The sequence below is a fragment of the Exiguobacterium sp. s127 genome, from assembly GCF_018618695.1.
GTDB lineage: Bacteria > Bacillota > Bacilli > Exiguobacteriales > Exiguobacteriaceae > Exiguobacterium_A > Exiguobacterium_A oxidotolerans.
Map to the genome: position 1 here is coordinate 158390 of NZ_JACSMO010000006.1, position 6764 is coordinate 165153.

Below are 6764 nucleotides of genomic sequence, written 5' to 3' on the forward strand. Positions count from 1 at the left end.
TTCATTCCTCCCCTGTCACGTCAAACGTTGCCGTTGCGTAAGCTTGCCCATTAATCAAGATGGTCACACGATGCGTCCCCGGATAGTGGACACGTGTCGTCAAGTTACGAAACGATTGCCTCTTCGTGAATGTCTCCCGCTCACGGACGAGCCGTTCACTGATTCGGAAGACCTTCCGACTCGTTTTCCGCTTTTTGAAATAGTCAATCGCATATTCAATCCGCAGGACTTGCGGTTCCGTCGTCGCGAGGCTAAACGTAAATGACAGCTCGCCCCCGATCGGCAGCGACGGTGTCACCGTCAAATCATCGACCGTGACCGTGCCGCGTGTCACGAGACCAAATGCCTTTAGGACGTCAGGGTGTCCTTGTTTCAGCAACGTCCGCGAAGCATGACGTAACACCCAGTCCGTCTGCGGATTGTTTCCGAGCTGATCGAGTCGTTCAATCACAAGTTCCGGGTGCGTCTTCGTGATGTCGTTCAAGTGATTGGCGACACTCTTGCGGACGTAAAGTGAGTCGTCGGTCAGCAACCGGTCGAGCAGCGGCAGGACGGGACGCGGATCGGCAATCAACGCCGGGATGGCCTGTCCCCATGGTAGGCGTGGTCGTGTCCCTTCCGATGCCAGGCGCCGGACATGTTCATCGTCCGACGTGCTCCAGAGCAGTGCCTGTTGTAAGTACCGGTCTTGGTCGCTCAGTAAAAATCGCCGGACAGCGAACTCCGCTGTCGAATACGGCGTCAGCCGTTCGAGTGCCAGCAACGACCGGTCCCAGTCGTCGCCGTAGAGCTCGATATAGTCGGGAAACACGATCCCGGCGAGTCCCGTGAACTCCGGGGCAAGCCGTTCGAGTGTTGTCGCCGCCCCATCAAATTCACGTGGCACATACGATCCAAGCGACGTCGAAATTCGGCGGACCCGTTGTTTGAAGGCGAGTTCCTCCCAGTCGGCTTGTTTGATGTCCTGCTGCAGCCGCGGCGCATCCAGCGCCCGACTCAGGCGGTCGAGCCAGTCGTCTGAAAAAACATCTTTAATCAGTGCCATGCAGCATCCAGTCCTTTCGTCGTTCGGTTTCGAGTAACGTCGCTTTCCGGGCGAGCCCGCCGGCATATCCGCCTAAGTCGCCATTCGCCCGAATGACGCGGTGACACGGGATGACGAGTGCCAGTTGATTGGCACCGTTCGCCCGGGCGACGGCACGAACGGCGAGTGGATTACCGATCCGGATGGCAAGTTCTTGATAGGAAATCGTCTCCCCGGATGGAATTTGCTCCAACTCGGCCCAGACGAGACGCTGGAATGGTGTCCCGTACAGTTTGCGCGGCGTCGCGAACTTGTTCAGCGTCCCGTCGAAATAGTCGGTCAGCTCCTGTCCGATTTGCTCAAAGATGATTGATTCCCCCGGGACGATGACGGCACGTGCCGCGAGACGAAGCCGTTCGATCTCCCGTTCCAGTCCTCGGCGATCGACGAATTCAAGCAAATGAAGGGCTGCGTCGTCCGCAATCGCGAGCATCGGACCGAGTGGCGTATCGAGCCATTTCGCCTGCAAGTAAGTCCCGTCCCAGCGTTTTGGTGTCGCACCCATGATTTTTGCGAAAGCATCCCGAAAGCCGCTGCTCGATTCGTAGCCACCCGCGAGCTGGGCCTCGATGACCGGTTTCCCGGTCCGGATTTCTTTCATCGCCAGTCCCATCCGACGTGAGCGGGCATACTCGACGAACGTCATCCCGAAGCGTTTTTTGAATTGGCGGCGCGCCGTTGACGCATCGAGTCCAAGTTCCCGGAAATCGCCCTCCTTAAATCGTTTTTCCGGTGTCGCTTCGACAGCGGCAACAAGACGGCTGATGATGTCACTCGCACCGGGGTGCGACAAGGGTTTACAGCGGAGACACGGGCGATATGAAGCGAGTAAGGCTTCTTTCGCCGTCTTGTAAAATTCACAATTCTCCCGTTTCGGTTTCCGGGCCGGACAGGACGGACGGCAAAAGATGCCTGTCGTCTTGACGCCGACGAAGAACCGCCCTTCATAGGTCGCATCCCGGCGGACGAGTGCCGCATAATACTCTTCTGTTTGATGGTCCTCCATGCAATCGCCTCCTTCTTTCCTTCAGTATACCGAGTTCTTTCGTCGCGATGTCGCCGAAAATCAGGCATCGATGTTTTTGTTTTTGCATCATGTCTGATCCGGACGCGTGTCCACTTCAAAAAAAAAATCCGCCTCTTCAGCCACAGATGGCTGAGAAACGGATCGTGCTTTCATTTAACGCTTTGGTTTACGTCGCAGGAGGAGGAACGTCACGAAGGCACTGAGCAATAGACTACTGACAATCCACGGTAAGATACGCGGGACGATACCTGGCTCGACTGCACGATCTTCGACCGGGATGATTTCGCTCGATGTCAATGGATCCTGCAACAGATGTTCAACTGCCACTGCATGCAGTTCTGGTGTCATGAGAGCTATGAAGACGACGAAGACGAGTACTACTACCACGCCGATGGTTCGTTTCATTGTTCCTCCTCCTTTCCTGACTTCTATTCTAGTGACCGTCCTCTAACAGAGATTCGTTTCCCGAAGAATGCGGGAGTAGGAACGAATCTTGAACCCTTCAAAATCATTGAGTCTGCAATCTAATGCAACTGACTTAAACGTCAGTCTTTACAGAGGCAAGGGTGGCCGATGTTACATCCGCCACCCTCCTCTCGTCTAAAAGAACGCACGCGCTTCAGGCGACTTTTTTGAGTCATCTCCGTCAGACAGCTTATTGTTGTTCGCGACGACCGCGGATTGCAAAAAATCCTAGAAGTGAAGCGGCTGCAATTCCGAACAGTGACCATAAGATACCGGCTGACGATTGAGTTTCAGCGGCTCCGCCAAGACCTGTGTTCGGCATGCTTGCTGGCGTCCCTTGGAATTTATCCGGGAATTGATCGACGATTGCTGTCGCTGTTCCTTCACCGACTCCGTACATATGACCGTAAGCTTCACGGATTGCCGGGTACGTTTTATCGTAGTCTTTTTCATTGTAGCTGTTGAAGGCGAGTAACAATTGATCAACGTGCATCTTCAAGCCTTCTTCCAGGTCTTTTGACTTCAGGCGACCTTCCGTTGCTGCATCAAGGAAGGCCGCTTGTTCGACACGGTATTCGTCGAGCTCTTTGACGGCCATGTCACGTGCGTCTTCATCTTCCGCCCCCGTTGCTTTGACATAGTCGACGAAGTAGCCGATGTGGCTCGACCAGATTTTTTTGAATTCTTTCGCTGCATCACTACCGTAGACCGAGCCGATTGATGCTGTCAGGTCGTCCGTGTTTTCACTGAGTGCACCGGCTGCGGCATCAAAGTCTTTTGCTCCTTCAATCCCTTTTTGCATCGCAAGTATTGCGAGTGCCGCGTGTTCCGAGAAGTTGTGGTTCAGACCGGCACGTAAATCGGCTGCGGGTGTATCGACTTTCGTATTTTCAAATTTATCCGGGTATTGATCGACGATTGCTCCCGATAATCCTTCCCCGACCATGTACATATGCTCGATTGCTTTTCGCAAATTGCTGTACGTGGCGTCATAATCACCTGCAACGTAACTGTCGAACGACGTCAAGAGTTGGGTGACGTGGACTTTTAAGCCACCTTCGAGATCAGCTGCTTTCAATCGCCCTTCCGTTGCTTTATCCAAAAAGGCTGCCTGTTCGACGCGGTACGAATCGAGGTCATCGAGCGCTTTTTGTTTTGCTTCCTCATCTTCTGCCCCTGTTGCTTTCACGTAATCGACGAAGTAACCGATGTGACTTTTCCAAATTTCTTTAAAGGCTTCTCCGCCTTCATCCCCGTAAACTGATCCGACGGCTGCTGAGAGATCATCGGCATTTTGATTCAGTGCACCTGCTGCTTGATCAAAATCATCCGCCCCATCAATCCCTTTTTGCATTGCAACGACTGCGAGGTAGGCATGTTCCGATAAAAGCTGATCGAGTGTCGCCCGGAGGTCGGACGCTGGTGAGGAGACATCGAGAGACATGTTTCCGGAGCTGGCCATCTTGCTGTGATCTTCATGACCATGGGCACTGACGCCGGCTGCCGGAATCAACAATGCGGCACTGAGTGGAACTGCGAGAAACGACTTTTTCATTTTCATCTTGTAAACACCCCTTTATTTTTTTGGACTACACATAGATAACGTAAGAAGTTCACAAATAGTTTTGATTTTTAATATTTTTCCCAAAAAAATAAAGACTTCGGCAGCGAAGTCCTTATTTCCCATTAATGATGTCCATGATGATCCGTCTGTTCCCCTGCCGGTACGGCCTGTTTCAATAAGCTCTGTGCCGCCTCGAGCTCTTTTTCTGACACATCCCCCACTTGAACGAGTGCTTTTGGTGTGTAGACATGCGAACCGACATGGACCATACCATTGACGAGATAGACACCGGCTTTTTTAAAGGGAATACTGCTGACATAATGTCCCTGTTTCTGTTCTGCCATATACGTTTCTGTCTCGTCACTTCCTACTGGCGTAACTTGAACATGCACCTGATCGATGGCTTGTGGGTTCTCAATTTCAAGCGCGACCGTCGTGTTCGTGTCTGCTGCGATTTTCTCCGGTGCGTAAAGTCCGACTTTCATCGCAGGCGCAGCCGCTTTTGTCTCGAACTGACAGCCGGCCAGTAACACCATACTACTGGCGAATAAACCTGTTAATACGATCCGCTTCATGCTGCCGCCTCCTTATTTCCTTTACGTCGACGCGTGAAAATCAAGAAATCGAGCACGAGGATCGTCATGACCGACAGTGCCGCGAGTGGCATCGTCAAACTGATCACTACAATCAAACCGGCAACGATTTTTTGCACGCGTTGATCACTCGCCCGTTTTGGTGCCACTAGTTTTCCTGCACCATTTCGGCGTTTCCACCATAGAACAAATGAACTGATGACGATGAAGATTAATCCTAGACATAGTGCTAATCCGACGAGTTGATTCAAGAAGCCAAACAACCGTCCTTCATGAAACCCAATCCCAAGCGTAATGCCCTTCGCGAGGAGTCCGTAGTCTGCATAAGAGACATTGGATAAGACCGTTCCCGAATATTGATCGAGATTAATCGTCGCTTCTTTGGTCGGCGCACTTTGAAGAGAGGATAACGTATAGACCCCTGTTTCCCCTTGTGGAAGTGTAATTTGATACGGGCGTCCCATCCCTAACTGTTTCGCTTCAGCCGCGACTTCCGTCACAGACAGTGTCAACGGTCGAGCTGGTCCCGAACTCGGAACGACGTCGTTTTGTGTCGCCCAAGGAATATCCGTCGCAATGTCCTTCGTGACGATTTTTGACGCCATACTTTCATCCGGTCCGTACGCAAACTGTGGATAGTTCGAATTGGCTTTCGTCGCAATCGTATTGATCCACTGACCTGCGACACCCGACCATGCGAGTCCGGAACCGATGATCACGAGTAATCCAATCGTCGACCAGACGGCAACTGAACCATGAAGCCCCTTCCAAAAATTACGTGCTCCGTTTTTCTGTCTGAAGGACGGGAAAAATACACGCTTGAAGCTCCCCGTTTTCCCTCGTGGCCAAAAGAGATACGTTCCTGTGACCAATAAAATGATTGCCCAGCTCGCTGCAAGTTCGACGAGAAGATTTCCGGCTTTCCCAGCGAATAGTTCGCCATGCAGCGTTTTGATGAAGCCAAGTGGTCCTGCCCCGAGTCGTTTCCCCGTCACTTCATCCGTGTATGGATCAACATAGACATATCCCGACTCCTCTTTGAACGTCACGCCAATCCGTGTCGTCCGGTCTGCCTCTGCAAACTGGCCAATTGAAGTGACACTTACTTCCGGATACTTAGTTGTCACAGCCTGCATTTGATTTTCGAGCGGCAAACGTTGCCCTGTCTCTTCCGTGAAGATCATGTCACGGTATAGCATGTCTTCAAGTTGCGGTTTAAATAAGTAAATCGATCCTGTGACGGCAAGTATGATAAAAATCGGTGCAAAAATAATGCCTGCATAAAAATGCCACCGCCACATCGATTGGTACCAGCTCTGCTGCACGCGCGAAGCTTGATTCCGTTCTTTCATGATCATATCCCCCGTTCTTTCCTATATATGATATGTCCCACATGTGAACACGTCTTTAATTATAAGCGGTTACATCAAGCCAACTTTTAACACACTATGGCGAATTCTTGCCAATCCAGTGTTGTTTCTGCGTAGTCCCTATGAAGAAAATGCACACATACTGGAGTCTTTTTTCATAGATTCCACAAATGACTTAAAAAAGATTTCACTTTTTTTTGCTTTTTTAAATCCAAACGAAATCCGGGTGCGTATGCTGTTCAGAACGATGAGGAAACGAATTACCAGATTGGTTAAAATAAAACCCAAATTTGAAAGGATGATTACAAATGAAACACACTAAAAAATTCGCAGCATCAGCAATGGCAGCAGCACTCGTATTACCAGGAACGGCGGCGTTCGCATCAGGCGGTTCAGACGACATGATGCATGAGGACAAAGCAAAAAACGTCACGGTCAAAACGAAAGCAGCAGATCTTCGTGCGACACTCGACCAATTACTTTCTGAGCACTTCGTGCTTGCTGTCATGGACATGAAAAAACAATATGACGGTTCAAAAGATGCTGAGTATTATGAAGCAGCACTCAAACAAAACGCACTCGACATGACACCGGCAATCGCTTCAGTCTATGGCGACGAAGGCGCGAAACAATTCGAAAAAATCTTCGTCGATCACAACAA

General features: G+C 50.9%; 6 protein-coding genes and 1 pseudogene. 1 reads left to right on the forward strand and 6 read right to left on the reverse strand.

The window, feature by feature from the left end; all coding sequences use genetic code 11:
- Window position 1 precedes the first annotated feature (1 nt).
- From KNP98_RS10065 to KNP98_RS10090, 6 genes are all read right to left on the reverse strand, one after another.
- A complete protein-coding gene (locus tag KNP98_RS10065) occupies window positions 2-1045 on the reverse strand; it encodes a DNA alkylation repair protein (protein ID WP_088838399.1) in 1044 nt (347 codons plus the stop codon).
- A complete protein-coding gene (locus KNP98_RS10070; protein WP_214767331.1) occupies window positions 1032-2090 on the reverse strand; it encodes a bifunctional transcriptional activator/DNA repair enzyme AdaA in 1059 nt (352 codons plus the stop codon). Before KNP98_RS10070 ends, KNP98_RS10065 begins: the two co-directional genes overlap by 14 nt.
- A 174-nt stretch (window positions 2091-2264) precedes the next feature.
- Entirely contained in the window at window positions 2265-2516 is a 252-nt protein-coding gene (locus tag KNP98_RS10075; RefSeq protein ID WP_088836138.1) for a hypothetical protein, read from the reverse strand.
- 250 nt (window positions 2517-2766) lie between these two features.
- Complete coding sequence (locus tag KNP98_RS10080) at window positions 2767-4137, reverse strand: copper amine oxidase (RefSeq protein WP_088836137.1); 1371 nt, start codon at window positions 4135-4137, stop codon at window positions 2767-2769.
- A 125-nt stretch (window positions 4138-4262) separates the two neighbouring features.
- The gene (locus KNP98_RS10085; RefSeq protein ID WP_214805621.1) at window positions 4263-4715 is read right to left on the reverse strand and encodes a hypothetical protein; all 453 of its coding nucleotides are present in this window, start codon (window positions 4713-4715) and stop codon (window positions 4263-4265) included.
- Window positions 4712-6085 carry a PepSY-associated TM helix domain-containing protein gene (locus KNP98_RS10090; RefSeq protein WP_251135169.1) on the reverse strand — a complete coding sequence of 458 codons (1374 nt, stop codon included), beginning with the start codon at window positions 6083-6085 and terminating at the stop codon, window positions 4712-4714. The genes KNP98_RS10085 and KNP98_RS10090 overlap by 4 nt, the downstream gene beginning before the upstream one ends.
- 326 nt (window positions 6086-6411) lie before the next feature.
- Here KNP98_RS10090 and KNP98_RS10095 point away from each other — a divergent pair.
- Window positions 6412-6764 (forward strand): annotated as a pseudogene (locus tag KNP98_RS10095) (copper amine oxidase); the annotation flags it as partial.